The organism is Streptomyces sp. NPDC107559 (genome assembly GCF_055657365.1).
The window spans coordinates 219,054-243,447 of sequence record NZ_JBVKBD010000011.1; the positions used below are offsets into that span (position 1 = coordinate 219,054).

Annotated in this window: 18 protein-coding genes and 2 pseudogenes; 11 read left to right on the forward strand and 9 right to left on the reverse strand. The window is 69.7% G+C overall.

All coding sequences use genetic code 11. The annotated features are described in order from the left end of the window. Nucleotides 1-15: 15 nt before the first annotated feature. On the forward strand, nt 16-189 hold the full coding sequence (locus ACZ7OY_RS29595) for a DUF6233 domain-containing protein (protein WP_471914222.1): 174 nt from the start codon (nt 16-18) through the stop codon (nt 187-189). 265 nt (nt 190-454) lie between these two features. On the opposite strand, the gene ACZ7OY_RS29600 is transcribed toward ACZ7OY_RS29595, so the two are convergent. Next, nucleotides 455-1,654 (reverse strand): IS701 family transposase, encoded by a 1,200-nt coding sequence (locus tag ACZ7OY_RS29600; protein ID WP_471914262.1) that lies wholly within the window; start codon nt 1,652-1,654, stop codon nt 455-457. 258 nt (nt 1,655-1,912) lie between these two features. On the opposite strand from ACZ7OY_RS29600, the gene ACZ7OY_RS29605 reads away from it, so the two are divergent. Together ACZ7OY_RS29605 and ACZ7OY_RS29610 are read left to right on the forward strand one after the other, a co-directional pair. Continuing rightward, entirely contained in the window at nt 1,913-2,230 is a 318-nt protein-coding gene (locus tag ACZ7OY_RS29605) for an Imm51 family immunity protein (protein WP_471914223.1), read from the forward strand. A 453-nt stretch (nt 2,231-2,683) separates the two neighbouring features. After that, nucleotides 2,684-3,469 carry a GNAT family N-acetyltransferase gene (locus tag ACZ7OY_RS29610; RefSeq protein WP_471914224.1) on the forward strand — a complete coding sequence of 262 codons (786 nt, stop codon included), beginning with the start codon at nt 2,684-2,686 and terminating at the stop codon, nt 3,467-3,469. Between the two features lie 2 nt (nt 3,470-3,471). On the opposite strand, the pseudogene ACZ7OY_RS29615 reads toward ACZ7OY_RS29610, so the two are convergent. Then, a pseudogene (locus tag ACZ7OY_RS29615) lies at nt 3,472-3,588 on the reverse strand (IS21-like element helper ATPase IstB); the annotation flags it as partial. 367 nt (nt 3,589-3,955) lie between these two features. On the opposite strand from ACZ7OY_RS29615, the pseudogene ACZ7OY_RS29620 reads away from it, so the two are divergent. Continuing rightward, nucleotides 3,956-4,129, forward strand: a pseudogene (locus ACZ7OY_RS29620) (transposase family protein); the annotation flags it as partial. Between the two features lie 502 nt (nt 4,130-4,631). On the opposite strand, the gene ACZ7OY_RS29625 reads toward ACZ7OY_RS29620, so the two are convergent. The 4 genes from ACZ7OY_RS29625 to ACZ7OY_RS29640 all read right to left on the reverse strand — a co-directional run bounded on the left by ACZ7OY_RS29625 (nt 4,632) and on the right by ACZ7OY_RS29640 (nt 8,851). Beyond that, entirely contained in the window at nt 4,632-5,564 is a 933-nt protein-coding gene (locus tag ACZ7OY_RS29625; protein WP_471914225.1) for an aldo/keto reductase, read from the reverse strand. Then, nucleotides 5,564-6,139 (reverse strand): carboxymuconolactone decarboxylase family protein, encoded by a 576-nt coding sequence (locus ACZ7OY_RS29630; protein ID WP_471914226.1) that lies wholly within the window; start codon nt 6,137-6,139, stop codon nt 5,564-5,566. The genes ACZ7OY_RS29625 and ACZ7OY_RS29630 overlap by 1 nt, the downstream gene beginning before the upstream one ends. 42 nt (nt 6,140-6,181) lie before the next feature. Continuing rightward, nucleotides 6,182-7,714: a carboxylesterase/lipase family protein gene (locus tag ACZ7OY_RS29635; protein ID WP_471914227.1), complete on the reverse strand. Its 1,533-nt coding sequence runs from the start codon at nt 7,712-7,714 to the stop codon at nt 6,182-6,184. Between the two features lie 270 nt (nt 7,715-7,984). Further along, on the reverse strand, nt 7,985-8,851 hold the full coding sequence (locus ACZ7OY_RS29640; protein WP_471914228.1) for an alpha/beta hydrolase: 867 nt from the start codon (nt 8,849-8,851) through the stop codon (nt 7,985-7,987). Between the two features lie 161 nt (nt 8,852-9,012). On the opposite strand from ACZ7OY_RS29640, the gene ACZ7OY_RS29645 reads away from it, so the two are divergent. From ACZ7OY_RS29645 to ACZ7OY_RS29670, 6 genes are all read left to right on the forward strand, one after another. Then, on the forward strand, nt 9,013-9,816 hold the full coding sequence (locus ACZ7OY_RS29645; RefSeq protein ID WP_471914229.1) for an IclR family transcriptional regulator: 804 nt from the start codon (nt 9,013-9,015) through the stop codon (nt 9,814-9,816). 572 nt (nt 9,817-10,388) lie between these two features. Beyond that, nucleotides 10,389-12,017, forward strand: coding sequence for an ABC transporter substrate-binding protein (locus ACZ7OY_RS29650; protein WP_471914230.1), 1,629 nt, complete (start codon nt 10,389-10,391; stop codon nt 12,015-12,017). Between the two features lie 66 nt (nt 12,018-12,083). Beyond that, entirely contained in the window at nt 12,084-13,022 is a 939-nt protein-coding gene (locus ACZ7OY_RS29655) for an ABC transporter permease (protein WP_471914231.1), read from the forward strand. Next, nucleotides 13,019-14,986, forward strand: coding sequence for a dipeptide/oligopeptide/nickel ABC transporter permease/ATP-binding protein (locus ACZ7OY_RS29660; protein ID WP_471914232.1), 1,968 nt, complete (start codon nt 13,019-13,021; stop codon nt 14,984-14,986). Before ACZ7OY_RS29655 ends, ACZ7OY_RS29660 begins: the two co-directional genes overlap by 4 nt. After that, the gene (locus ACZ7OY_RS29665; RefSeq protein ID WP_471914233.1) at nt 14,979-16,001 is read left to right on the forward strand and encodes an ABC transporter ATP-binding protein; all 1,023 of its coding nucleotides are present in this window, start codon (nt 14,979-14,981) and stop codon (nt 15,999-16,001) included. The genes ACZ7OY_RS29660 and ACZ7OY_RS29665 overlap by 8 nt, the downstream gene beginning before the upstream one ends. 33 nt (nt 16,002-16,034) lie before the next feature. Then, nucleotides 16,035-17,513, forward strand: a complete 1,479-nt coding sequence (locus ACZ7OY_RS29670) for an aldehyde dehydrogenase family protein (RefSeq protein ID WP_471914234.1) — start codon at nt 16,035-16,037, stop codon at nt 17,511-17,513. A 72-nt stretch (nt 17,514-17,585) separates the two neighbouring features. On the opposite strand, the gene ACZ7OY_RS29675 is transcribed toward ACZ7OY_RS29670, so the two are convergent. From ACZ7OY_RS29675 to ACZ7OY_RS29685, 3 genes are all read right to left on the reverse strand, one after another. After that, entirely contained in the window at nt 17,586-19,118 is a 1,533-nt protein-coding gene (locus ACZ7OY_RS29675) for a long-chain-fatty-acid--CoA ligase (RefSeq protein ID WP_471914235.1), read from the reverse strand. Between the two features lie 86 nt (nt 19,119-19,204). Then, nucleotides 19,205-20,410: an MFS transporter gene (locus tag ACZ7OY_RS29680; RefSeq protein ID WP_471914236.1), complete on the reverse strand. Its 1,206-nt coding sequence runs from the start codon at nt 20,408-20,410 to the stop codon at nt 19,205-19,207. Between the two features lie 165 nt (nt 20,411-20,575). Next, nucleotides 20,576-21,397, reverse strand: a complete 822-nt coding sequence (locus tag ACZ7OY_RS29685) for an SDR family NAD(P)-dependent oxidoreductase (protein ID WP_471914237.1) — start codon at nt 21,395-21,397, stop codon at nt 20,576-20,578. 429 nt (nt 21,398-21,826) lie between these two features. On the opposite strand from ACZ7OY_RS29685, the gene ACZ7OY_RS29690 reads away from it, so the two are divergent. Continuing rightward, nucleotides 21,827-24,328, forward strand: a complete 2,502-nt coding sequence (locus ACZ7OY_RS29690; protein WP_471914238.1) for an alpha/beta fold hydrolase — start codon at nt 21,827-21,829, stop codon at nt 24,326-24,328. The last annotated feature ends 66 nt before the right edge of the window (nt 24,329-24,394 follow it).

Here is a 24,394-nt window from a genome sequence, read left to right on the forward strand (position 1 = left end):
AAGCCGCCGGAGTGGGTGATCGGGCGGGGGCTGAACAGCAGCAACGTGGTCGCCGTGCATCAGGGGGACTGCTGGGATACGGGCAAGTGGCAGCCGGTGACTCGCGAACAGGCGGTCGAGGCACTGCGCAAGCAGGTTCCGGTGTGCACGCACTGCCGCCCGGATAAGGCGCTCGGAATGCTGGAGTAGCCGCCCGCGCTCCCCCGCGGCGGGCGGCTCACACCGTGTGTGCAGAGTTCAGGGTCGGCGGCGGAGACGTAGGCGTCCTTAGGCCGCTAGTACTCCAGCAGTACTTCGTGGTTTGACCTGGGGAAACGTCGAGCGGTGGGAGTGTAGCGGGCAGGAAGTCGTCACGGACGGCTTCTGCCTGCCCGCCCCTCGAAGGAGTGGCCACGACGGCGGTAGTGGCAGCGGCGGGCCACCGCTTGGCGTCGTCGGCGCCAGTGCGACCAGCTCAACGCGTGCGTGAGGGTGTGAAGGTCTCGGGGTGTGCGAGCTGCCAGGAGTCGCCGCACTTCTGCCACGGTGAGCTCGATGACCACGGCATCCTCACCGGTGGATCCCCTTTTTCGGCTGCTCGCGCGCTCATCGCAGCGAGGAAGGTGTGGGCGAGCATGGCCAGGGTGATGTGCCGGTACCAGCCGACGTAGCGGCGGACCTCGTACTCGTCCAGGCCACACTCGTTCTTCGCTGCTTGGAAACACTCCTCGATCGCCCACCGGGCACCGGCGACGCGCACCAGTTCGTCCACTGCGACATCCAGCGGTGCGTAGCCGAGGTAGTAGGCGATCTCGTCCGGCCGGCTCACGCTGCGCCGTGCCAGCGCCCACCGTCGACGGATCAACACGCCGTCCTGGTGGTCGTACTCGGCCACTGGGCGCAACTGGACGGCCGCCCAGTCGTATTCGCGCTGTCCCTTCGCTCCCGCGCCACAGGAACGGCGTTCCCATGCCTGGTCGGGGGCCTGCTCAAAGGCCCTGTCGATGCGTGGGCCGGCCAGGGAGAACTGGGACTTGGGGACGGCGAGGACGTAGCCGACGCCGGATGTTTCCAGCATCCGGCGGAAGTGGTTGTCCTGTCCGTAGGCGGCGTCCGCGGTCACCCAGGCGATCGGCAGCGGCGAGGACAGCGTCCTGCAGACGATCGTCGCCGCGAGGGTGTTCCTGGTGGCGAACTCCCGCTCGTCGGGAACCTTCGCCGCGCGGCAGCGGTTACGGTCGTCGGTCCAGGACTTGGGCAGGTAGAGCTCGCGGTCCACCAGGGCGCGGCCGGTTGTGCTGGCGTAGGCGGCGAAGAGGCCGATCTGGCAGTTCTCGGTGCGGCCGGCGGTGCCGGAATACTGCCTTTGGACGCCGGCGGAGGTAGTGCCCTTCTTCAGGAACCTGGTGTCGTCGATGATCAGTACCCCGTCGGGGCTGCCGAGGTGTTCGGCGACGTAGGTCTGCAGGTCGTCGCGGATGTCGTCGGGGTTCCAGCGGGCTCGGGAGAGCAGGTGCTGCAGTCCGTCGGGGGTGGAGTGGCCGGCGTGTTCGGCAAGTTGCCAGCTGTTTTTGCGGGCCACCGGGGCGAGTAGTGCGCGCACGTAGTCCCGCATGCGGCGGCGGGGTTCGACGCGGCCGAAGTGGTGCCCGTTGGTGGTGAAGAGGTGGTTCAGGTCGCGGTCCCAGGTCTCGGCTGCCTGTTCGGTGATCACCGTCTGAGGCTTCCCAGGCCCGGGGCGACCTTGCCATCGTGGCCACTCCTTCGAGGGGCGGGCAGGCAGAAGCCGTCCGTGACGACTTCCTGCCCGCTACACTCCCACCGCTCGACGTTTCCCCAGGTCAAACCACGAAGTACTGCTGGAGTACTAGGCGCGGACGAGCAGTTTGAATGGGCTAGGCAGTCTGTGTGCCGGGGGTGGGAAGATCGCGGCGTGACTATCACCCTGCATGACTTTGATGGTGAGCACTCGCTGACGCTCGATGCCGGCGACCTGGCCGCTGATGCGGCAGTGGTTGCCGCCGGACACGAGCCGAACGGGTACTTCTGGGAAGGCCTTGTGCAGTTCGCCTGGCCGGATCTTGCTGAGTGCCTCGACTTCGACAGCGAGGGCGGCATGTTCTGTGCGCTTGGGAGCTTGAGTGACCTCACGCAGCTCAAGACTGCCCTTGAGCCCGTGGTCTCGAGCCCCAGCGTGGTTCGCGAGCTTGTTGCCCGTGCGGAGACGGCAGGCTTTGAGTTCGACGACTGATGCTGTGCCCATCAGGTCTGCCGGTTCAGGCCGCAAGCTGGAGAGATCCCGTTCGGCACGGGCTTGTCGGCACGGCCGCTTTCGGTCGTCGCCTGTTGCATCCCCGACCGCAGGAAGGCCCTGCTCATGTCTGACGTCACTCCCACCACCCCTGTTGAGGCGACGGTCGCCGCGCTTGGCTTCGTTGATCTCCAAGAACAGCGTTTGTCGACGGTTTCCGGAGGCAGTTGGTGATCAATCGGCTTTGGAATGTGGATGAGAAATGACGGCACTGCGTGGATGCGAACGTGTCGCCGGCCAGCCACTCGAAGGGCAGCTGGCCGGCGAGGCAGGTAGTGGCAGAGGTCAGTACCTGTTCTGATCTCCGGTGGCCGGGTGAGGCAGTGCAGTCCTTGACGTCCGCGCGATTTCGACCGGCAATTATTCACTTGACCCGGTCCGTACGGTGTTCGAGTGAAGGACACTCTGATCGACGAACTCCGCACCGCGTATGACGCCCAACTCCGTGGTGTCACCCCGCCTGGCGGCAGCGCCCGCGTCGAGAAGGACGGCCCGTTGACCCGTGTCGTCGGTTGGCACCGTGGCTTCGTCACGGGCCCACGCGACCTCGGCGTGTACGGGGCAGAACTCGACACGCTCATAGCGCGGCAGCGTGACTTCTACGCTGCCCGTGGTGAGGCGGTCGAATGGAAAACTCGCGCCCATGATCTCCCCGCCGACCTCACGGACCGGCTCACGGCGGCCGGCTTCGTCGCCGAGGACAGCGAGACCGTGCTCATCGGGCAGGCCGCAGACCTTGCCGCCGACCCCGTCCTGCCCGACGGCGTGACCCTCCGCCGTGTCACCGCCAGATCAGACCTCCAGCGCATTGCCGCTCTGGAGAGCACCGTTTGGGGCGAGGACTGGAGTTGGCTCGCCGACGACCTGGCCGCCCGGATCGAGAACGCCCCGGAGAACACCATCGTCCTCGTCGCCGAGGCACGCGCCGAAGTCGTCTGCGCCGCCTGGCTGGTGTTCAAGGGCGGCGTCGACTTCGGCGGCCTCTGGGGCGGCTCAACACTCAGGGAATGGCGCGGACGGGGCATCTACCGGGCCATGGTCGCCCACCGAGCCCAACTCGCTGCTGCCCGCGATGTCCCCTACGTCTACGTTGACGCCTCAGCCGACAGCGCCCCGATCCTTACCCGCCTTGGCCTGCACGTGATCACCACGACGACACCGTATGTCTGGTCGCCCTGAGCTCAGCCGGCCTTGACGGGCTCTTCGGCTCGTGCCCGGGTGCTGGCGAGGCGGTAGGGGTCGGTGCCGGTCTCGATGATGGTGCCGTTGAAGGTCAGGCGGTCGACGATGGCCGCGCACGCCGGATCGCCGCGTACAGCTCGACCTTCGACATCCGCGGCATGACCAGCACCTTTCACCAGGAGCATCCCGATGCTGCCCTGGCAAGAGACCCGGTGCCTCCCGAACTCATCAACACCACCCGTCCGTGGAACGGGGTGCCTCCCAAACTCATCGAGAAGCGACGTCGTTACTGCGGCTCTGGCTCGCTTTCCGTGAACGGGACACGCTGAGTGACGGGAGACGCTCGGATCGGCCTCCCGGAAGTTGCCTGAAAATGATCAGCGTCGACCTGGCTGTAACCGACAGTTCAGCGTCGTGGAAGAGACCTTGCTCCGCCTGAAGGAGCTGTTGTTCCCGGCGATCGCGGACGTGGCGGTGCTGTCGATGGAAGTGAACAGCGAGGCGATACGCATCGAAGCCCGCGGTACGGCGACCGGGGCGGCGTGTCCGGACTGCGGAAGTCATTCACGACGGATACACAGCTCCTACCTGCGGTTTCCCACCGACGTGCCCAGTGCGGGACGACAGGTGGTCCTCTGCCTGCAGGTCCGCCGGTTCTTCTGCCGGGACGCTGCGTGCGGACGGCGGACGTTGGTGCGCGTCCGTGCGCGGTCGGGGTCCGATGCCGCTTCTCTGCTGATGATCCTTACGGTGACATATCTGCTCGCGAACGCGGTGTCCTCCTCGAGTCCGTCGACCCGGCAGCGGTCGGGTCCGGAGGCCCACGAGCGCGAGATGTACAGGTCCCGGTCCACCAAGACGTGTCCGCGGCGGCAGCACAGACGAGGCAGGCGGCGACCTGCGAATTCTCCTTCCGGCCAACGCGGCCACCGGCGCTCAGCCTTCCTGCACTTGCGACCCCCAGTACACCCGCAGTACGCCCGCACGGAGATCTCCCCGGCGAAATCGCGGCCGAGAGCAGCCAGGGCCACGTTGGCGATGGCGTGGCCTGATCGCCATAAAGTTCGCGTCTACGGTCACCGAGCAGACCCGGTCTTCCTGGAGGCGCAGCGGTCGAGTGGTGGGAAGCCGCTGCGTCCCCTCCGAGCTGCGGCGGGCCTCACCGGCCGTGCCGGAGCCAGTAGGCCTGGGCGGCCGTCAGGCGGAGACGGCGGGCTTCCAACGAGCGGTCGATCTGGTCCGTCGTCCTGGGACCGATGGACGGCCACACTTGCGCCTGCTGCAGGGTCCAGGCCAGGGCCACGGTCTCGGGCCGGGTACCCAATTGCTGGGCAAGTTCCCGGCAACGCTGCCGTCGGGCACGGTTGCCCTGGGTGTCGTACGGGTCCGGCCTGCCATTGACCTCTCGTGGCTCACCACGTGCGAAATAGCCGCGGGCCTGCGCCGACCAGGCGAGCAGCGGCAACCGCTGTGCGCGGACGACGTCGAGGACGGCGCCGTCCGCGTACAGGCTGCCGCCGAGCAGTGCCGGGTCGGGTTCGGCGAGGCTGAACTGGTAGCTGGCCACCGGTGTGTGTCCTCGTCCGGCCAGTTCGGTCGCGAGCGAGGACAGACGCTCGGGGCACCAGTTGGAGACGCCGACGCGACGGACGTGTCCGGCCTCGATGAGGCTCACCAGGGTGTCGGCGAGTTCGGCCACGGGCCGGGCGGGGTCGTCGCAGTGGTAGAGGAGGACGTCGATGGTCTCCACGCCCAGACTCCGCAGCGCAGCCCGAACATGGGCGTGGACGGTGTCACGGGCGAGCGGGATGTCCGCGCCGGTGAAGTCGTGGCCGACCTTGGTCGCCACCCCCAGTGTGCCGGGGTTTCTGCGGAGCCAGCGCCCGATCGCCTCCTCGGCCCGTCCCTCGGCGTAGCTGTGCGAGGTCTCGACCAGCAGTCCGCCGGCGTCGGCGAAGTGGGTGAGGCGCGCGGCGGAGGCGTCGGGCGGCTCCGCGCCGAAGGGGCCGCCGAGGACGAAGCGGTGGGCCGCGCTCTCCATGTCCTCCTGGTCGAGCAGTCCGTCGAGCATCTGCTGCGGCGGTCGCGGCATCAGGCCTCGCTCCCGGCGACCTTGCGGAAGCCGTCCACGTCGGCGAACGGGCGGGGCAGGTGCGGCCGCAGCGGGACGCGGAAGGTGTTGAGCATCATGGCGGACATGGAGAAGCTGCCGATGCAGCCGATCAGGTCCAGCACTCCCTCTTCCCCGAAGAGCGCCAGTGCCTGGGCGTAGGTCTCGTCGGTGACGAAGTGGTCGTGGAGCATCTCGTGGGCGAAGGCGTGGAAGACACGCTCGTCCTCGGCCTCGAACCGAGGGTCCTCGCCTCGTGCCAGGCGCTCCAGGCATTCGACCGGGATGCCCTCCGCGACCGCCTGCTGGATGTGGGCGTTCCAGGCGGACTGGCTGTCGAAGTGGCGTCCGGCGATCAGCACGCTCAGCTCGCGCAGCCGCTGCGGGAAGCGCGAGTCGTTGCGGCAGTAGGCGCCCAGGTTCTCCACCCAGTGGGCGAGTTCCATGTTGCGCGCCCAGACGAGGAAGGGTGGCGGGGGCTCGACTCCTGGTCCGACGATGGTTTCGAGGAGGTCGGTCTGTTCGAAGGTGAGGCTGGTCAGCGGTTTCAGTCGCACGGTCTTGCTGCCTTTCGGTGAGCGGTGAGCGAGAGGTGGGGCTCACCAGGTGGTGGTCTGTGCCCGGAGGAAACGGCGGTGGAAGTCCGTCCGCGCGGGCTCGGCCAGCGGGATCGGGGCCCAGCCGTGACCGGTCTCGAAGACCTCGGGCCGGTCGGGGCGGGTCGTGGGCCAGGCGGGCAGATCCGGACCGTTGGGATCGCCGGTCGCCGCGAAGTTGGCCAGGTAGGCGGTCATGAGAGCCGAGGTGTGCCGGTCCGCCTCGGTCCAGGGCCGGTCCAGCTGGTGCAGGGAGCCGAGGAGGTAGGGAATCTCGGAGCCGTGGAACGCCCCGCGCGCCGCGCCCTCGGGGCCGGGCGGGGTGCGGGTCCAGAAGTGGGTGAAGACCGGGCTCCGGGCACCGTTCGCCCACTCCGTGGCCCACAGATGGGTGCTGGTGCGCGCGGAGTCGGCGCGGGCGAGGGTGTGCTGTGCGCTCGCGGCGGCGTCGGTCGTCGCCGGGTACAGCGTCAGGAACTCGGCCGTGAAGTCCCCGTACCGGCCGGCCGCTCTGCGTCGGTACTCCTCGACGGTCAGCGCGACGGCCGGTCCCGCTCCGCTCTCGTCACGGTTGTTCCCGAGGAGCAGCGGTACGTCGTTCTGGGCGCCGGCGGCCAGGACGCGGGCGTAGGTGTCGGGCAGCACCCGTCCGTCGACGACCGGCCGGAACAGCGGGGGTGGCGGAGTGCCCGGGATGTGGGGATCGTCGGCCGCGCTGCCCTCCACCAGCACGTCGACCGGCAGGGCGCGCAGCTGCCGTGACGTGTCGGCGCCGCGCTCGTGTGCGTAGGCGACGCCGTCCTGCTCCGCCCGCGCGAGGGTGCGGTGGGAAGGGGCGAGGGTGGCGATCGCCGGGTCCCCGGGGTGCAGTACGGCGCTCTCCGCGACGGCGCCGTGGAACAGGCCGGCTGCGAGCGGGGAGTACACGAGGTCCATCACGGACGCGGCACCGGACGACTGCCCGGCGATCGTGACCCGGTCGGGGTCGCCGCCGAAGGCGGCGATGTTGCTCCGCACCCAGCGCAGGGCGGCGATCTGGTCGAGCAGGCCGTAGTTGCCGGAGGTCCCGTCGGCCGATTCGACGCTCAGTTCCGGTGTGGCGAGGTAACCCAGCACGCCGAGACGGCTGTTGACGGTGACGACCACCAGGCCCCGGGCGGCGAGGGCGGAGCCGTCGTACTGCGGGTCGGCTCCAGAGCCGTAGAGGAAGCGACCGCCGTGCAGCCAGACCAGGACGGGGAGGCACGCGTCCGGCTGCCCGGCGGCGGTCCAGACGGTGAGGTTCAGACAGTCCTCACCGCGTGGGAGTGACGGGTCGGCGAGGTCGGAAGGGGGCTGGGGACAGATGGGGCCGAAGGCGCCGGCCGGCCGGATCCCCTCCCAACGGCCGGGTGGGACCGGCGGGCGCCAGCGGTTCGGGCCTGCGGTACTCGCCCCGTACGGCACTCCCTTGAACACCGTGACGCCGGGCAGGCGGGCCTCGGTCCCGGAGACCAGGCCGTGCCCGGTGCGCACTGTCGGGCACGGAGAGGTCATGCGGATTCTCTTTCCAGGAGGACTCAGTCATGGTCCGGGAACAGCCGACTGTGGTGAGCGGGGACGCCTGGGCGCCTGTGTTGCAGCGCGGCCACGCCTGCGCCGCGACTGCCGTGAAAGACAGGCGAGAAGGCAGCCGTCGAGGTCGCCCGGCGGGCCCGGTTCCAGCCGTTCCGTCTGCCGAACGGAAAAGTGCGGCACTGCTCAGCGGCGGCATCGAGCCCACGGCATCGGGCCGCCCGCCCAGGTGACGTCCCGTGGGATTCCGCGTCAGGCGGTGCGCCACCAGGCGTAGTACTTGTCGCCGTAGCCGTCCATGATGTCCGCGTACTCGTGGTCGGCGTCGGGAAACTCGAAGAAGTCGTGCGGAACGTCGAGTTCGGTGAATCGGACGTCGAGGTCGCGGATGGTGGGTGCGAGGCGGGTGTCGAGGCGGCCGGAGAGCAGCCGGACCTGGCTGGTGCGGCGCAGTTCGGGGGCGTTGGCCAGGACCAGGCTCCAGGGGTGGCAGAGGTCGTAGTACTCCTGGTCGCCGAAGTAGGTGTTGTTGACCCGGTCCTCGGGCTCGTCCTTGAGATCGCGCAGGATCGCGGGGGCGACCGCGGACACCTTCCCGAAGATCTTGGGGTACTTCAGGCCGAGGTGCAGGGCGCCGAAGCCGCCCATGGAGAAGCCCTCGACCGTGCGCGCGGCGGCCTCGGGGACGGTGCGGTAGGTGGAGTCCATGTGGTGGACCAGGTCGAAGGCGGTGATCTGGGCCAGCGGGCGGGTGCCGTCCTTCGAGTCGACGTACCAGCCGATCGGCAGGATCTGCGGTATCACGACGATCGCGGGCGGCATGACCTCGTCCTGGATCGCCTTGTCGATGCGCGCGACCATGTCCGCACCCTGACGGGCGTCGCCGAACCCGCCGTGCAGCCAGTAGATGACAGGGAATCGCCGTTCCGGCTCGGTCTCGTACTGCGGCGGGAGGTAGAGCTGGTAGCTGCCCTGGGCGTCCGCGCCTTCGCGCGAGGGCTGTGGGTAGAGACCGAAGGTGGTGAGCTCCTGGTCCTCCCGGACCTCGTCGATCCACCGCTGTTCGATCTCTGCCATCTGTTCCGGCGTGGTGCGTACCTTGTGGACCTTCTCCGGCACGGTGTGCTGTCCTCTCGGTGGGTCTCGCGCAGAAGCCCGGGGTCCTCCGGGGCGGGTGCCGGCAGCCCTCCGGCCCCACCACTCCGGGCGTTCCATTACGCAGAATGACGTATCCTTTAGTGGAACGTTCCTCAGTGAAACTGTGCGACGGGAGCCTGTCAATGGCCGGGATCGAAAGTTCAGAGAACTCAGAGGCGGGCGGCCGCGGGGGACGCAGCTCGCTCGCGGGAAACGCCACGGACAAGGCGCTCAACCTGCTGGAAGCCGCGGTGGCACCCGGCTACCCGCACCGGCTCCGCGAGGTCGCGGCGGCCGCGGGGGTGCCCAAGGCCAGCGCGCACCGCATCCTGAACAACCTGGTGACGACGTCCTTCCTCGCCTCCGACGGCACCGGCGGCTACGGACCCGGCCCAAGGCTGAGGGCCCTCGCCGCGCGCGTCACCCAGGGCTGCGAGGAGGACCAGGTGATGCGCGCGGAACTCGAAGTCCTCAGCAGGCGGGTCGGCAACACCGTGCACCTCGGGGTACGCACCGGGGACGCCGCGACCTGCCTGATCAAGGTCGCCGGCCCGAAGCCGGTGCAGACCTCGTCGCGCGTGGGCATGCAACTGGCGTTGCACGCGACGTCGATCGGCAAGTGCATCCTCTCCGGCCTCGGCGACGACGAACTCACCGAGCTGACGAAGCGGGTGGGCCTGGCGGCCCGCACCGAGCACACCCTCACCGACCTCGACGCCCTGCGCTCCGACCTCGCCGAGGTGCGCGAGCGGGGGTTCGCCCTGGACGAGGAGGAGAACGAACTCGGCGTGCACTGCATCGGCGCCCCGGTCCGCAACGCCAAGGGTGCGGTCATCGGCGGCGTCAGCATCTCCGCCATCACGTACCTGGAGTCCCGCGAGACGCTCCTGGGCTGGACCGACCTCGTCCGTGCGACCGCGAACTCGCTGCACGGCCTGCTGGGTTGAGGCAGTCGGGCTTCCGGTCCGGTGAGGCGCCCACGCCGCGGCGGCCGCATCTGTACATCGCGGGGCCCGCACGCTTATCTTTCGGATCCGTGACCAACTTGGTCTTGCACGAGCTGTAGACACCGCCGCACCGTTTCAGCAGGGTTACAGCACCGAGGCGCCCCGTCCCGGTCCACCGGCCAGCCCCCGGTGCGGCAGTACCCCTGAGCACCACCCTCGCGAGCAGCGGGAGCACCTCCGGTTCGACGCCGCTCACCAGTCACCGCCTGCCCCACACGGCCCTCGGCCGTGGCCGCGCGGTGGTCCACGCGACGCGATCACTCCCTCCTCGGCCCGTCGGCCGACTCGCCCACTCCCGCAGAACAGGCGCAGGCGGACACCCCACAGGACGCCACCGGCACACGAGACTCCCGAGGTCGAGATCCGGAAGACGCCTCTCAGGCCGCTCACGTCCCTGCCCTTCATGGCGTTCCGCCGAGCCGCGCGGAGCCGCCCTCCAGGGCGGGCGGAGCCCGTCCTTATCCCGCCCGAGTCCGCGGCCACGCCCGTCCGGCTCAGAGCAAGGAGAGACAATGACGTCCCACGACGCCGCGCCCCGACCGGCCGCGCCGAGAGCGCGCCGGTCCATCCGTTCCGGAGGCGGCCTCGCCGCCCTGTGCACCGCGCTCACCCTCACGCTCGCCGCGTGCGGCGGAGGCGCTGGTGGCACCGCCGCCGGTGGCAATGGCTCCACCAGCGGCACGAAGGTCGCCGGCGACACCCTCACCGTCGCCGAACAGCAGGCCCCGCCGTCGCTCGACCCCGGCGGCATCGACCTGGGCTTCGTCGACTTCACGATGCTGTCGTACGAGTCGCTGTTCTACCTCTCCCCCGAGGGAACGGTAGAGCCGGCGCTCGCCACGTCCTGGAAGTACGTCGGCACCGGCAACAAAGAGCTGTCGGTCACGCTCCGCTCCGGCGTCAAGTTCGCAGACGGCACACCCGTGACGGCCGACGCGGTGAAGGCATCGCTGGAGTACGCGAAGAAGGCGCAGGGCAATCAGGCCCACTATCTGACCGACGCGACGATCGAGACCACGGGCGACCTCGGGCTCACCATCAAGCTCGCCGACGCGAACCCGATCCTGCCGACCTTGCTGACCCAGTCGTACGGCATCGGCCAGATCATCAGCCCAAAGGGCCTGGCCGACCCGGCGAACCTGACCCCGACCAAGGCCAGCCAGGGCGCCGGCCCCTACGTCTACTCGCCCTCCGACAGCGTGGCGGGCGACCACTACACCTACACCGCCAACCCGGCCTACTACGACAAGTCGCGGCAGAGCTACAAGAAGATCGTGATCCGGATCGTGCAGAACGGCCAGACCGCGATCAACGCCATGAAGACCGGTCAGATCGACGTCTACAAGGGCGACTACACCTCCGCCGCCTCCGCGAAATCCGCGGACATGAGCACCGTCGGTCTGCCCGTGATCCTCCAGGGGCTGAGCCTGATCGACCGGGACGGTGAGGTGTCCAAGCCGCTGGGTGACGTGCGGGTGCGGCAGGCGATCAACTACGCCATCGACCGCGAGGCCGTCACCAAGGCGCTGCTCGGCGCGAGCGGAACACCCACCGTGCAGACCGTCATCAAGGGCGGCGACGGCTACTCCGAGGACCTCGCCGGCCACTACACCTACGACCCCGCGAAGGCGAAGGAACTGCTCAAGGAGGCAGGCTACCCCGACGGCTTCGAACTCCCCGTTCTCGCTGCCACGTTCGTCGGCTTCGACACCATGGCCCAGGCCGTCGCCGGCCAGTTGGAGAAGGTCGGCATCAAGGCGAAGGTCACCGCCGTCACCAGTATCACCTCCTTCGTGGAGAACCAGACCAACCACAAGTACCCGGCGGTCTCCGGCGGCTTCACCGAGGAGCCGATGTACCTGGAGGGACTGGACCTGTTCATGCCGGGCTCGAAGGTCTTCAACGGCTTCGGCAGCACGTCGCCGCAACTGACCAGTCTGTTCGACAAGGCGGCCGCCGCCGAACCCTCCGAACGGGCCGGGCTGGACCGGCAGATGCAGGAGTACCTGGTGGAGAACGCCTGGTTCGCCCCGGTCGCCTTCACCCCCGTCAACTACTACGTCCGTCCCGGCACCGGCGGCGTCAAGGTCAGCGCGGGCGCCCCGTTCGCCAGCCCGCTCGCCTTCTACGCGACCAAGTAGTCAGGCACCACGGGTGGCTCCCGCCGTGGCCGGAGCCACCCGGCCCAGGAAACACAGTGAGGTGAGATGCACAGGATCCTCTTCCGCTGGCTCGTCGGCGCCGTCCCCGTGGTGTTCGGCGTGACCGTTCTGACCTTCGTCCTGACCACCCTGGTTCCGGGCGACCCCGGCCGCACGATCCTGGGCGCGAACGCGAGCCCCGCACAGGTGAAGGCACTCGACGCCCGGCTCGGACTCGACCACTCGCTGCCGGTCCGCTACTGGGACTGGCTGACCGGTGCCCTTCACGGTGACCTGGGCACCTCTCTCACCTCGGGCGTGCCCGTGAGTGACCAGCTCACCTCCCGGCTGGCCGTCACGGTCTCGCTCATCGGCGGCGCGATCCTGGTGGCCGCGGTCGCGGGAGTGACGCTCGGTGTCCTCAGCGCCCTCAGGGGCGGGCGGCTGGGGCGTGCCGTGGACGGTGTCTCGCTGGTCGGTCTCGCGGTGCCCAACTTCTGGTTCGGCCTGGTGCTGATGACCGCGTTCGCCGTGCAGCTTCCCGTCTTCCCGGCCACGGGATACGTCCCCTTCACCGACTCTCCGGTGCAATGGTTTCAGTCGCTGGTACTGCCCGTCCTGACGCTCGGTGTGCCGGCCACCGCGCCCGTCGCCAAGCAGACCCGGGACGGCGTACTGAACCAGCTCGACCGCGAATACGTCCGCGTGCTGCGGGCGCGTGGCATCCCGGAGCGGTCGGTGGTCTTCCGGCACGTGCTGCGCAACGCGGCCGCGCCGATCGTCACCGTGCTGGGTGTCGTCGTGGTGACGCTGTTCGGCGGCACCGTGCTCGCGGAGACCCTCTTCGTGATGCCGGGCCTCGGCGGGCTGGCCGTGACCGCCGCGACCACTCAGGACATCCCGATGGTCCAGGGCGTGGCCCTCGTCTTCACGGTGACCGTGATGCTGATCAATCTACTGATCGAAGTGGTGTACACGATGCTCGACCCGAAGGTGCGGACATGAAGGGCACCGAGCTCAAGAGCGCGGGGACCGCTCGTGCGGTGGGGCGGCCGGAGGCCCGGCCGTCCGGTTTCGCCGCCCGGTTCGTCCGCAAGCCCGCTGCGGTGGTCTCCGCCGCCTACCTGCTGCTGGTCCTCCTGGTTACCCTAGCCGCCGGCTGGATCGCCCCCTACGGCACCGACGAACAGGATCTGACCTCGGCGCTGCGCCCCCCGAGCGGCGCGCACTGGCTGGGTACCGGCGAGCTGGGCCGGGACGTGCTGAGCCGGCTGATGCACGGCGGCCAGGTCACGCTCCTCGGCGTGATCGTCACACTGGCGGTGTATCTGACGCTCGGTGTCCCGGCGGGCATGGTCGCGGGCTACCGGGGCGGCTGGTTCGACCGGCTCGTTCTCAAGACCGCCGATCTGGTATCGGCCGTCCCCGTCATCATCGTGCTTCTCGTGGTCCTTTCGGTGTTCACGAACGAGGAGAGCGCCGCCATGGCCGCCAACGGCCTGCTCGGCGCCCCGCTGCTGGCCCGGGTCGTGCGCTCGGCCACCCTCGGGGTGAAGGAGGAGCTGTACGTCCGGGCCGCCGTCGCGAGCGGCATACGGGACCGGGTGATCATCCGCCGGCACGTCCTGCCCCGCGTCACCGGGGTCGTACTGGTGCAGGCCTCGGTGTACGGCGCCTACGCCGTGCTCCTGGAGACCGGGCTCGGCTTCCTCGGGCTGGGCACCACCGAGGCCAGCTGGGGCAACATGATCGCCGAGGCGTCCAAGAACATCGGCACCGACCCGTGGCTCCTGGTCCCCTCCGGCTTCATGATCATCAGCTTCATCCTGGCGCTCGGGCTGCTCAGTGATGGCCTGCGCGACACCCTGGCCGAACGGTACGCGCCCCCGGCGGACAAGCCTCCGTCCCGTCGTCGTGCGGCTCGGCAGTCCCTTCCGAAGGTGCCCAGGACCTCTGTCACGGCGGTGGCGGAACCCGCCGAGGACGTCTTGCTGTCGGTGCGCGGACTGACCGTCGCGCTGCTCATCGACGGGACACCGACCGACGTCATCCGCGATGTCTCCTTCGACCTGTGCGCCGGTGAGGTGCTGGGCATCGTCGGCGAGACCGGCTGCGGCAAGACCGTCACGGCGACCTCACTGCTGGGCATGCTTCCCGCGGGCGGAGAGATCGTGTCCGGCACCATCCGGTTCGAGGGGAACGACCTCGCGCGGGCCGATTCCGCCTCGCTCCGCCGGGTTCGGGGTCGCCGTATCGGATGGATCTCCCAGGACCCGATCGCGAGCCTGGACCCGTCGTTCACGGCGGGCGCCCAGGTGGCGGAGGCCGTCCGGGTCCACACCGGCTGCACCCGGAAGGAGGCCCGGCAGCGCGCTCTGGAGCTGTTCGAGCTGGTGCGACTGCCGGATCCGGCCCGGGTCGCGGCAAGCCACCCGCACCAGTTGTCCGGTGGCATGGCCCAACGTGTGGGCATCGCCGCCGCGTTGGCCGGGGACCCCGCTCTCGTCATCGCCGACGAGCCGACCACCGCACTCGACGTGACCGTCCAGGCCGAGATCCTGGATCTGCTGCGGGATCTGGGAAGGAACGGCACTGCCGTCGTCCTCATCACACACGACTGGGGCGTGCTCGCCGACCTGTGCGACCGGGCCGTGGTGATGTACGCCGGCGAGGTCGTCGAGGAGGCCGAGGTCACCGCACTGGTCACCGCCCCGGCTCACCCCTACACCGCGGGCCTGCTCGGCTCAGACCCACACCACGCGGTGCCGGGCGAGCCCCTGCCCGCCGTCGAGGGCGCGGTGCCGCCGCCGCCCGAGTGGCCGGTGGGCTGCCACTTCCAGAACCGCTGCCCGCGCGTGACCGACGCCTGCCGCGAGAAGCCCGTCGTCATCTCCCGACTGACGGCCCTGGAGCGCTCGGCGCGGTGCATCCGGCCCGTCGAGCTGATCGGAGAAGTGGCCCATGACTGAACACACCGAGGGTGCCACCCTGTTGCCGGGCAGGGACACGGCCCTTCTCGACGTGCGCGACCTGAGCGTCTCCTACCGCAGGCCGGGCCGCCGCTCGGAAGCGGTACACGCCGTGCGCGGAGTCGATCTGACCGTACGGCACGGCGAGACCGTCGGACTCGTGGGCGAGTCCGGCTCGGGGAAGTCGACGATCGGTTCGGCGATCCTCGGGCTGGTCCCGGCGACGGGCGGTCGTGTCGCGTTCGACGGCGCCGACATCACCCACGGCACCCGTACCGACCGCCGACTGCTGGCCCGCCGGATGCAGGTGATCTTTCAGGACCCGTACGGCTCCATGAACCCGGCGCACACTGTCGGCGACACTCTCGCCGAGGCGCTGCGCCACAACCTCGGACTGCCCGAGGACACCGTCCGGGAGCGGGTGGCGGCCGCGTTGGCCGACGTGGGCCTGCCGTCGGGCGCCGCCCACCGCTACCCGGCTGCGTTCTCCGGCGGTCAACGCCAACGCATCGCCATCGCACGGGCGTTGGTGATGGAGCCGGAATTCGTGGTGTGCGACGAGGCGGTCAGCGCCCTCGACCTCTCCGTGCAGGCGCAGGTGCTCAACCTGCTGGCCCGGCTCAAGCGCAGCCGAGGCCTGAGCTACCTGTTCATCTCGCACGACCTCGCCGTGGTCCGCCACCTCAGCGACACCATCGTCGTCCTGTACGCCGGCCGGGTCGTCGAACGCGGCCCCGCCGGTCAGGTCGCCGACCGTCCGTCACACCCCTACACCCGGGCACTGCTCGCCGCGGCCCCGGTCCCGGACCCCGAGGTCCAGCGCCGCCGCCGACTGGAGCGACGACGTACTGTCACCGCCCCGCCCTCGGGACGTACGGAGCAGGGCTGCGACTTCGCCCCGCGCTGCCCGTTCGCCCAGGACCTCTGCCGGACGCTCCGGCCCGGACTCACCGACCGCGACGGGGTCGCCGTCGCCTGCCACCGCTACGACGAGCTCAAGGCCTCGACCGCCTGACCCGGCGGCCCCCTCCCTCCCTCAAGGACCACGATGACCACTGCCGTCCCCGTCCCGCTCGACATCGCCGCGCTGCTGCCCGAGGGCACACACCTGATCGACGGCGAGTGGGTTCCCGCCCGTTCCAAGGCCCTGCTCGACGTCGTCGACCCCGCCACCGGGTCGCCACTCGCCCGCGTCCCGCGCGGTACGGCCGAGGACATCGACGACGCCGTACGCTCCGCCGAGCGGGCGCTGCCCGCCTGGCGCGACACGAGCCCTGCCACGCGCGGCGAACTCCTCTACCGTTGGGCTGAGTTGGTACGCGAACACGATGACGACATCAACCGCCTCGAGGCGATGGAGGTCGGCCACCCGGTCGGCCCCTCTCCCATCGCGGCCCGGCTCACCTATCTCGCCGGCAAGGCCGACAAGGTGTTCGGCGACACTCTGCCGACCCGTTCCCCCGAGGTGCTGGGCCTGACTCTGCGCGAGCCGTACGGCGTCGTCGGCGCGATCATCCCGTGGAACGCGCCCGGCCCAATGACCGTCTTCAACACTGCGGCCCCGATCGCGGCCGGCAACACCGTCGTCCTCAAGCCGGCGGAGGACGCCCCGCTGACCGCCCTCTACCTGGCCCGCCTCGCCCAGGAGGCGGGCATCCCGCCCGGCGTGCTCAACGTCGTCACCGGATACGGCTCGGAGGCGGGCGCCGCGCTGCCCGCCCACCCCGGTGTCCGCAAGATGAGTTTCACCGGCTCCCCTGCCACCGGCACCGCCGTGATGGAGGCCTGCGCCCGCAACCTCATCCCCCTGCAACTGGAGTTGGGAGGGAAGTCCCCGCAGATCGTGCTGCCCGACGCCGACCTCGACAAGGCCGTTCCCGCGATCGTGCGCAGCATCGTCATGAACAGCGGCCAGGTCTGCGCCGCGGGTTCCCGTGTCCTCGTGCACTCCTCGCTCCACGACCGGCTCGTCTCCGAGGTCGCGCAAGCGTTCGGCGCCGTACGGGTCGGACTGTGGAACCAGGCGGTGGACATGGGCCCCCTGATCAACGCCCGGCAGGAGAGGCGGGTCCTCGACTACCTGGCGATCGGCCGCGCCGAGGGTGCCGAAGTGGTGGTCGGAGGTGGCAAGTTGACCGGAGACCCGTTCGACGACGGCTACTTCGTCGAGCCGACCCTCTTCGATCGGGTCGCCCCGGACATGCGCATCGCCCAGGAGGAGATCTTCGGCCCGGTGCTGTCCGTGCTGACCTACGAGGACGAGGAGGAGGCGGTCGCGATCGCCAACGGCACCCGCTACGGACTGACCGCCACCGTCTGGACGAGCGACATCGGCCGTGCGGTCCGTCTCGCCCGCCGGGTCCAGGCCGGCCAGGTCGCCGTCAACACGGTCGGCGACGGCGGTCCGAACGGATCGATCGGCACCCCGTTCGGCGGTTACAAGCACAGCGGCTTCGGCCGCTCCATGGGCCCCGACTATCTGGAGGACTGGACCCAGGTCAAGGCGGTGGTCATCAACGCCGGATGAACCACAGCCGCTCTCGCGGGCATGCCCGAGGACGACGTCCCCGGGCATGAACCGTCAAGGCGCTCGGTGGCATCACCCGCCCATCGGCGTGGGGGTGGCCCCGTAGCGCGACCGCAGTTCCCGCTTCAGGACCTTCATGCTCGGGCCCAGCGGCAGGCTGTCGGTGAACTCCACCCGGCGCGGGTACTTGTACCGTCCCAGGTGCTCCTTGGACCACTCGATGATCTCCGGGCCGGCGTCCGGCGCCGCGTCCTCGGCCGGCACGACGACGGCGCAGACCTCCTCGCCGTGGAGGTCGTCGGGCAGGCCGATCACGGCGACCTGGGCGACTCCGGGGTGGCGGACCAGGACCTCCTCGACCTCCCTCGGGTACACGTTGTAGCCGCCGCGGATGATCACGTCCTTCTTGCGGTCGACGATCCGCAGGAAGCCGTCCTCGTCCTTGGTGCCGAGGTCGCCGGTGCGGAACCAGCCGTCGACCAGGGCCTCCGCGGTGGCCTCGGGCCGGCCCAGGTAGCCGGAGAAGACGTTGTGGCCGCGGACGACGACCTCGCCGAGCTCGCCGACGGGAAGGAGTTCGATGCGGCCTTCGAGGTCGGCGCGCGCGATCTCGACGTCGACGCCCCACAGGGGGTGACCGATGGTGCCGGGACGGGTACCGAAGGCAGGCTGGTTGACGGTGGCGGTAGGGGACGTCTCCGAGAGTCCGTAACCCTCGTGGACGGGTGCGTCGAAGGCCGCTTCGAAGCGTTCCAGTACGGCGACCGGCAGGGAGGCACCGCCCGACACGCACAGGCGGAGCCGGGGCAGGGCGGCAGCTTCGGTCGCCGCGGCGGCCAGGGCGACGTACATCGTGGGTACGCCGTGGAAGGTGTTCACCCCTTCCTCGACCATGAGGTCGATGGCGCGGGCCGGGTCGAAGCGGGGCAGCAGGACGAGCGTCGCGCCGGCGCGCCAGGTGGCGTTGAGCGACACGGTCTGTCCGAAGGCGTGGAAGAGGGGCAGCGCGCCCAGGACGGTGTCGGCGCTGTCGATGCCGAGGGCGTCGAAGGCGCTGGTGGTCGCGTTCATCACGAGGTTGAGGTGGCTGAGTACGGCGCCCTTGGGGACGCCGGTGGTGCCGCTGGTGTAGAAGACGACGGCCGGGTCGTCGGCTTGCCTGGCCACGTAGGAGGGCAGGGGTTCGGCTTCGGTTGCGAGGGTGTCGAACTCCGTTCCCAGAGCGACGAGTCGGACCCCGGCGGCCCGCGCTCCGGCGCCCGCCGCTTCGGCCTGGGCCGGGTGGCAGAGGAGCAGGGAGGCGCCGCTGTCGTTCAGGACATACTCGATCTCCGACGGCGACAGCAGCAGGTGCACGGGGACGACCACCCCTCCTGCGGCGGTGATCGCGTAGTAGGCCACCGGGAATTCGGTGGTGTTGGGTGCCATCAGGGCCACCCTGTCCCCGGGCCGGACGCCGAGCGCGGTGAGGGCGCCGGCCTGTGCCAGGGCCCGCCGCCACACCTCGGCGAAGCCGAGCCTCAGGTCGCCCTCGATCAGGGCGGTCTTGTCGGGACGCCTGCGGGCGTTCTCGGCGAGGATGGCGGCGACGGACAGGGTGGCCATGGTGGTGCTCCGATTCGTACTGCGGCTCGTGCTGTTGAAAGGGGTTACGGGAGTGAGGTTGCAGGAATGGGGGTGCGCGGAAGGCGTTACGCCGGGACGGTCAGTGCCGTCGTGGGCCGGGTGCGCCAGGCCGCGAAGGTCCACGGCAGGGTGAGGGCGACCAGGACCAGCAGGGCGGCCACCGGGTTGCCGATGAACGGCTGGACGATGAAGCCGTAGAGCGTGGCGCCGACGTTGGCGGCGACCAGGACCAGCGCGAGTGCGATGCCGGCGTGGCGGGCTCCGACCACGATCTCGGACCAGTCGAAGACCAGCGGCATGCCGGGCAGGAGGAAGAAGCCGAGGACCGCGCTGATGACCACCAGGATGGCCGGCTGGGTCACGACCGTCATCGCGAGCACGCAGGCGATGACGCCGAAGGAGGAGATCAGGAGCACTTCTCGGCGCTGGTCACGGCGGGCGGCCAGAGTCGGCAGGACGCCCGCGCCGACGATGCCGGCGAGGGTGAGGGCCAGGACCATGATTCCGCCGAGGTCGGCGTTGCCCTGGTGGGTCTCGATGCTGTCGAGCCAGGTGGCCAGGACGTTGAAGATGCCGAAGCCGGCCGTCACCTGGATGGTGAGCAGTCCGAACGCCTTGTTGTCGCGCAGCAGTTTCAGGACGCTCACCTTGTCGGTCGCTGCGACCGAAAAGCGGGACGGCACGGAGAGCAGGGCGAGGAACGCCACCGCGGCCACGGTGGTCAGGACGGCCTGGAATCCGACGAGCAGGGAGAGCCCGCCCGCGTCGTAGAGCGCCTTGCCACTGCCGGAGGCGACGAGGATGCCGAGGAACTGGAAGGCGCTCAGCAGCGAGATGGCGGCGGTGCGCTGGCTGGCGTCGAAGTGCCGGGCGGGGAACTTGGTGATCGCCGTGACGATGGGCAACTGGCCGAGGGCCAGCGTGATCTGGCCGACGAGGGCCCACGTGTAGGAGTCGGCGTCGGCCCACCGGAGGATCGCGCCGAGCGCCGTGACCACCGCGCCAATGGCCAGGGCGGGCTTGAAGTGCAAGTCCAGCAGACGGCCGGTGGGGATGCCGAGGACGACGTAGAAGACGGGTATGAGAATGGACAGGTCACCGACCGCGCCTTCGGACACCCCGAAGCTGTGGGCGGCGTCGGTGGTGACCGGGGTGTAGGTGAGCCACAGCATCTGGGTGGACAACAGCAGCAGGGCGTAAGCCACGGTGGCCGCCCAACGGGACAGGGACCGTGATGGCTGGGAGGTGTGGTGCGCGGTGTGGTCCGCCATGGGGCGTCTCCGTTCGTGCTTCCCGACTGGTGCGGGGCCGATGGTGAACCGGTTCGTCGGCGTGGGGTCCGCGTCGCCGTGGGTGGGGTCGTTCGGGGTTGGGGGTTCAGCAACACTGCGGATTCGCGGGTCTGCGGATGCGCAGGCGGTGCTGGGGAGTCGCTCTCACGCGCCGAAGATGCGGCGCTCCAGGTAGACCACGATGCGCGGGTAGGACGCGGGGAACAGCCGGACCAGCGGGTCGGCCCAGGTGGTCTGGGCGAAGCCGATACGGCCCTTGCCCTTGGCGACGCCCTTGAGGATCACGTCGGCGGCCTGGGCCGGGGTCGTCTTGTAGAGCTGCTGCTCGTAGATCTCCGCGCGGCGCCGCTCCTCCTCGCTCGCGCCCTCGAGGTGCGACTCGGCGGTGATGTTGGTCTTGACGCCGCCGGGGTGGACGACGGTGACCTTGACGGGCCGGCGCTCCTTGAGCATCTCGATGCGCAGGGTCTCGGTGAAGCCGCGGATGCCGAACTTGGACGTCACGTACGGTCCGATGCCGCTCTCGGCCATGAGGCCGTTGAGGCTCGAGATGTTGACGACATGGCCGTCGCCCGACTCGATCAGGTGCGGGAGGAACTCCTTGGTGCCGTGGATGACACCCCACAGGTTCACGCCGAGCGTGCGCTCGTATTCGCGGTAGTCCTGTTCGAGTACGGTCGCGGAGACCGGGGCGATGCCGGCGTTGTTGTAGATCTGGTGGACCACGCCGTAGTGCGCCTTGACGTCCTCGGCGAACGCGGCGACGGCCTTCCGGTCAGAGACGTCGACCCTGGCCGTGTACACGTCCGTGCCGGGAATCCGCTTCGCCGTCTCCGCGAGGCCCTCTTCGTTCACGTCGCACAGCGCCAGCCGTGCTCCACGCCGGGCGAGTCCCTCGGCAAGCGCCTGCCCGATGCCGGATCCCGCGCCGGTGACGACGGCGACCTTTCCCGTGAAGTTGCCCATGGTGGTTCCTACCTCTCGCGCCGCGCCATGGCCCCGTGGGCCGGGCGGCGTCTCCAGTGCGCCTACCGCACGGCCGGAAGCGAGCGAAAGTGCCGTCCGGGCCGCTTCTATGCGGAGTTGCTAGATGGTGACGGAGGGCACACCGAAGGAGCGATGGCGATGTGCACCGCCTTCTGCGCGCGAGTGGTGCGAAGTGCACCGACCCCCTATTCCTGGCCGCCAGGCGGGTTCTCCGGCTGCACGGGCACACGCCACCTCTGAGGACACAGTCGCTTACGCCCTGCACATGCCACACACAGGCAGGGCAGTTTGCACCACCAGCGCCCTGATTCCGATGCATCTTTGCGTCGACACAGGGGCGCCGGTGGCCGGACAGTGAACGCCCGTTGTGATCCGCGACACCGCCAGACACCGACAGGGGTGCGCCCTATGCCCGCAGACACGTCCACGAAGCCGACCGCGTCCGACACCGCCGCCGTCGAACCCGAGCACTTCGATGTCCTCATCATCGGTGCCGGCATCGGCGGCATCGGAGCCGGCTACTACATGAAGTCACGGCTGCCCGGGAAGAACTTCGCCATCCTGGAGGCCCGCGCGGCCTCCGGCGGCACCTGGGACCTCTTCCGCTACCCGGGCATCCGTTCCGACTCCGACCACCACTGTTTCGGCTACGAGTTCGAGCCCTGGCTGGAGGAGACGGTCCTGGTCGGCGGCGACCAGATCCTCGACTACGTGCGGGGCGTCGCCGCCAAGTACGGCGTCGAGCAGCACATCCGCTACCGGCACAAAGTGATCAGTGCGTCCTGGTCAACCGAGCAGGCCCGCTGGCTGCTCGAGATCGAGGACGGCGCGAGCGGGAAGCGCATCCGGCTGACCACGAACTTCCTTCTGGCGGGCACCGGTTACTACAACTACGACGAGGGCTTCACCCCGCAGCTCGCCGGGCGCGAGCGCTTCCAGGGCACGATCGTGCACCCCCAGCACTGGCCCGAGGACCTCGACTACGCGGGCAAGAAGGTCGTGGTGATCGGCAGTGGCGCCACCGCCGTCACCCTCATCCCGGCCATGGCGGACAAGACCGCCCACGTCGTGCAGTTGCAGCGCACCCCGACGTACGTGATGCCGGTGCCCCGGCGCGACCCGGTGGCGCAGACGCTGCGCAAGCTGTCCGGCCCCGCGAAGGCGTACGCGCGGACGCGCAAGTTCCAGATCAAGATGGAGGCGATCACCTGGCAGACCGCCCAGCGCTTCCCGAGGGCGATGCGCCGGTACATCCGCCGGGTGAACAGCAAACTGCTGCCCAAGGGCTATCCCGTCGACACGCACTTCAACCCGCCGTACAAGCCCTGGGACCAGCGGCTGTGCGCGGCCCCCGAGGGCGACTACTTCCAGGCGATCAAGGACGGGAAGGCGTCGGTCGTCACCGACACCATCGACACCTTCGACGAGACCGGCATCCAGCTCACCTCGGGCGAGCACCTCGACGCGGACATCGTCATCACCGCGACCGGGCTCAACGTGCGCCTCTTCGGCGGCATGACGCTGAGCGTCGACGGCAAGCCCGTGCACCTGCCCGACACCGTCGCGTTCAAGGGCAACATGCTCTCCGGCGTGCCGAACTTCGCCTTCCTCATCGGCTACACGCACGGCTCGTGGACGCTCAAGGTCGGCCTGCTGTGCGAGCACTTCACCCGACTGCTCGCCCATATGGACGAGCTGGGCTACAACACGGTGCGTCCGGTCTTCCCCGAGGGCGGCAGCACCCGGCCCCTGATGAACTTCAGCGCCGGCTACATCCAGCGGGTGATCGACGAACAGCCGCGTCAGGGCGAGGAGTTCCCGTGGCTGATGTCCATGAGCTACCCGGGCGACGTCAAGCTCCTGCGCCACGGTGACGTCGCCGACCCCAACCTGCGCTTCGAGACGGTGCAGGTCGCCGCGGAGTACCGCTCGCCCGCCCAGACCGAGGCGGCCGGCCACCTGCCGGGCGACAGCGAGGACCAGTTCTGCGATGTCGGCCGAGGCATCACGCTGTGCTACCGCACCAATGGCGACCCCTCGGGCGAACCCCTGCTGCTCGTGCCCGGGCTGGGCCTGGAACTGACGTCGTGGCCCGCGGCGATGGTGCGGGAACTCGTCTCGCGCGGCTACTACGTCATCCGCTACGACAACCGCGACAGCGGCCGCTCGACCCCCCTGGTCGACAACAAGGTGCCCACGAGCTGGCAGATGCTGACGGCCAAGGCCCCCGACGACGCCTACGACATCGGCGACATGGCCGAGGACGCGGCCGGTCTCATCGACCACCTCGGCCTGAGCAGCGTCCACGCCCTCGGCATCTCGCTGGGCGGCATGATCGCCCAGACGCTCTCCGCCCGGCACCCGGACAAGGTCCGTTCGCTCACTTCGCTGGTCTCCACCACCGGCAACAAGAAGGTGGGACAGCCGGCGACGTCCACACTGCCGCGACTGCTGCGCCCGGTCCCCCGCAGCGCCGAGGCGTTCGCCGACTCGCACGTGTCCATGCTGGGGCACATCGCGTCCAAGCAGTTCCCCTTCGACGAGGCGGAGGAGCGCACCTGGGCCAAGCGCATGTGGGCCCGCGGTGCCGGTGTGCTCGCCGGTACCGGTGACGCCCGGCAGATCGCCGCGATCCAGAAGTCCGGCGACCGGACGCAGGAGTTGCGGGGCATCACCGCGCCGACCCTGATCATCAACGGCGACCGTGACCTCATGGTCGCGCCCACCGGCGGCAAGGCGACCGCCGCCGCGATCCCCGGTGCCAAGCATGTGATCGTCCCCGGCATGGGCCACCACCTGACCCCCGGTGTGGTCGGCACCATCCTCGACATCATCGACGAGCACATGCGCCGCAACAGCTCCCCCGCCACCGAGACCGCCACTGTCGCCGAAGCCGGCGCCGGCGCCTGACCCATCTGCGGCCCGGCCGTGAACTCCTCCCTCCCGAGGTGGTCGCGGTCGGGCCGCACCCGTACC

Coding starts and splice junctions, on each gene's coding strand:
- ACZ7OY_RS29685 (WP_471914237.1), bottom strand. CDS start 21,397: ATGGGCAACTTCACGGGAAAGGTCGCCGTCGTCACCGGCGCGGGATCC.
- ACZ7OY_RS29660 (WP_471914232.1), top strand. CDS start 13,019: ATGAAGGGCACCGAGCTCAAGAGCGCGGGGACCGCTCGTGCGGTGGGG.
- ACZ7OY_RS29645 (WP_471914229.1), top strand. CDS start 9,013: ATGGCCGGGATCGAAAGTTCAGAGAACTCAGAGGCGGGCGGCCGCGGG.
- ACZ7OY_RS29625 (WP_471914225.1), bottom strand. CDS start 5,564: ATGCCGCGACCGCCGCAGCAGATGCTCGACGGACTGCTCGACCAGGAG.
- ACZ7OY_RS29635 (WP_471914227.1), bottom strand. CDS start 7,714: ATGACCTCTCCGTGCCCGACAGTGCGCACCGGGCACGGCCTGGTCTCC.
- ACZ7OY_RS29670 (WP_471914234.1), top strand. CDS start 16,035: ATGACCACTGCCGTCCCCGTCCCGCTCGACATCGCCGCGCTGCTGCCC.
- ACZ7OY_RS29665 (WP_471914233.1), top strand. CDS start 14,979: ATGACTGAACACACCGAGGGTGCCACCCTGTTGCCGGGCAGGGACACG.
- ACZ7OY_RS29680 (WP_471914236.1), bottom strand. CDS start 20,410: ATGGCGGACCACACCGCGCACCACACCTCCCAGCCATCACGGTCCCTG.
- ACZ7OY_RS29650 (WP_471914230.1), top strand. CDS start 10,389: ATGACGTCCCACGACGCCGCGCCCCGACCGGCCGCGCCGAGAGCGCGC.
- ACZ7OY_RS29690 (WP_471914238.1), top strand. CDS start 21,827: ATGCCCGCAGACACGTCCACGAAGCCGACCGCGTCCGACACCGCCGCC.
- ACZ7OY_RS29655 (WP_471914231.1), top strand. CDS start 12,084: ATGCACAGGATCCTCTTCCGCTGGCTCGTCGGCGCCGTCCCCGTGGTG.
- ACZ7OY_RS29675 (WP_471914235.1), bottom strand. CDS start 19,118: ATGGCCACCCTGTCCGTCGCCGCCATCCTCGCCGAGAACGCCCGCAGG.